At 52.7% G+C, this 2,554-nt stretch carries 2 protein-coding genes; both read left to right on the plus strand.

Going from position 1 to position 2,554, the window contains the following annotated elements; all coding sequences use genetic code 11:
* The coding region (locus ACFRAK_RS27435; protein ID WP_394572949.1) for a sensor histidine kinase at positions 1 to 1,561 on the plus strand (1,561 nt) is incomplete at its 5' end.
* Positions 1,539 to 2,554, plus strand: a 1,016-nt coding sequence (locus ACFRAK_RS27440) for a response regulator (RefSeq protein WP_394572950.1), incomplete at its 3' end; no start/stop codon positions are given. The genes ACFRAK_RS27435 and ACFRAK_RS27440, both read left to right, overlap by 23 nt.

Consider the following 2,554-nt stretch of genomic DNA (forward strand, 5'->3'; position numbering starts at 1 on the left):
CCTCCTGCCCGATGGAGAGAAAATGCTCTCCAACTTGACCATGAGCCGATTTCTGACGCAAGCCACAAACAGTTATACCAGTATATCCGACGTGTCCATCTATCGCAGGGACGGACTTCGTGTTGGCGGTGAGAATCAGGTCGAATATGAACCGGCCTTTCTGGAAGAGTCCTGGTACCAGAACTTCTTCACCTCCGGTGAACGCTGGCTGGCCGCTCATATGGATCAGCACGAACGGGTACGAGACCACGGGAATCCGGTGGTCAGCATGCTGATGCCCATCGGGACCTTCCATCATGCCACCGCCCGGAGTGTCATGAAGATCAACGTGAGTGAATCTTACTTCCTTGAACCGCTAAGCCGTATTCACTTGGCCAAGAGCAGCACGATCTTCCTGTTCAATGAGCAAGGAGAGCCTATCCTCTCCCAGCAGACCCAGGAGCTTGGATCAGGAGCGACCGATGAAATCGACCGCATTCGCATCAGCCCGCTGAAATCGGGTGTATCCTATCTGACGAATGATTCGGGCGAACGGGATATCCTGGTGTACAAAAAACTGGGTCGCACCGGCTGGATGCTGGCTGGGCTGGCTCCCGAGAAGGAACTGTATTCTTCTCTGCATCGACTGCAAAGCACGATCATCATCGTCACCATCGTGCTGATTGTGCTGGCACTATTAGCAGCCGCCTGGTTATCTTACGGAGTAACGAAGCCGTTGACCCAACTCGTGCTGGCCATGAGGCAGGTTCAGCGCGGCGGCTTCGATCAGGCCGAAACCTTGCTGCCGCCTGACAAGAACGTGAAGAGTGAGATCAGTTACGTTATCTCGACCTTTCGCTATATGATAGATCGGCTAAGACAGCATATTCAGAATGAATTCGAACTCAAACTGCTGCGACAGCAAGCCGAGTATAAAGCGCTGCTCATGCAGATCAACCCGCATTTCATGTTCAATACGCTGGAACTCGTCAGCAGTCTGGCCATGCAGCGCCGGACCGATGACACCGTGCAGGTGGTCGAGGATCTGGGCAAAATGATGCGCTTCTCCATGAACACCAACGATGACCGCGTGGCGGTAAGTGAAGAACTTGCCTTTGTCCGCCATTACATTGCCATATTGCAAACCCGTTTTGGACAAAAGCTGGAGATAGCCGTCTCGGAAGTGGGTAAGCTTGATTCGCTGGTGATGATCAAATTCATTCTTCAGCCGCTGATTGAGAATGCTGTCAAATACAGTTTCCGCCATCAGCCTGCGGCTTGGGTCGATGTTCGCGTCGTGAGAAATGGCGGACAGCTGCGTCTTCTCGTGTCGGACAACGGTCCGGGCATGCCGCCGGATGTAATCGAGCGCGTGCAGAATCCCGAGTCCCCTTCTCAACTCGATCCCATTCTGAACAATCGCAGCTGGCATATCGGACTCGGAAATGTCATTGCACGCTGCAGGCTGCACTACGGCGATTTGTTCACCGTCCACATCCAGAGAAGCGAGGCAGGAGGAACCTGCATAGAACTGATCCTACCGGTACAGGAGGAGAGTCATGTACAACGTATTGATTGCTGATGACGAGATAGAAGTTCGTGAAGGACTGAAACTCAAGGTAGATTGGGAAGAGATTGGATTTCGGATTACGGGCGAGGCGAGCAACGGTCTCGAAGCCAAGAGTCTATTGGCTTCACGGCGGTATGATCTGCTCGTTACGGATATGAACATGCCTGTCATGGATGGTGTCGGTCTGCTGGATATCTGCCGCCATAACAGCCCGTCCCTTCAAGTTATCATCATCACGGGTTATGAAGATTTTCAATACGCAAGAGCCGGTGTCCGCAATCAGGCAATGGATTATCTGCTAAAGCCGGTCACGAGGGACGATCTGAAATCGGCGCTGATCAAGATTAAGCATGCACTGGATAAGGAGCGTGTGGTCCGAGATGAATCCGAGACGATGCAGTGGCAATTGTCTCAATATTACAAGGAGATGAAAGAGCGATTCCTGCTTGACCTGGTCAAAGGCAAACAGCTTCCCATCACCTCCATCCCGGAACGTGTGCGACTGTTCGATCTGGATGCCTGGCAGGAGCAAGAGGTCTGCTTCGTTACGGCTGGCATGCAAGATGCCAAGCAAAAACCAAGCGAGTTAGGACGCACACCCGTTCAGCTGCGCCTGCCGTTCCAGATGGTCTGCCACGAAATTGCGCAGACCTATCACCAGACGATTCAGATTTTTCACGATCCCGCATATCCGGGCTTCATGCACTTCATCGCCATAGGCGGTACACAACACGTGTTTGCGGAGAGACTTAAGCAACAGGCCAACTCCTATCTAAATATCGATGTTCAGATCAGCATCGGTCAACAAGTCAGGGGATTCTCCGCCTGGAAGGAAGGTTATATGTACGCCTTACTGGCCTGGAATGTGGAGATACGCTATAGCGGTCCGGGAGCAGTCGGCTGCACTGCCGTGGCAGACCGTAGCCCGCTATTACCGGAGGAGACAAGCCGCATATTACAGAAATGCCTAAGTAAGGGCGATCTGGTGACGTTCCGGCTGATGAT

The organism is Peribacillus sp. NPDC056705 (assembly GCF_043656335.1).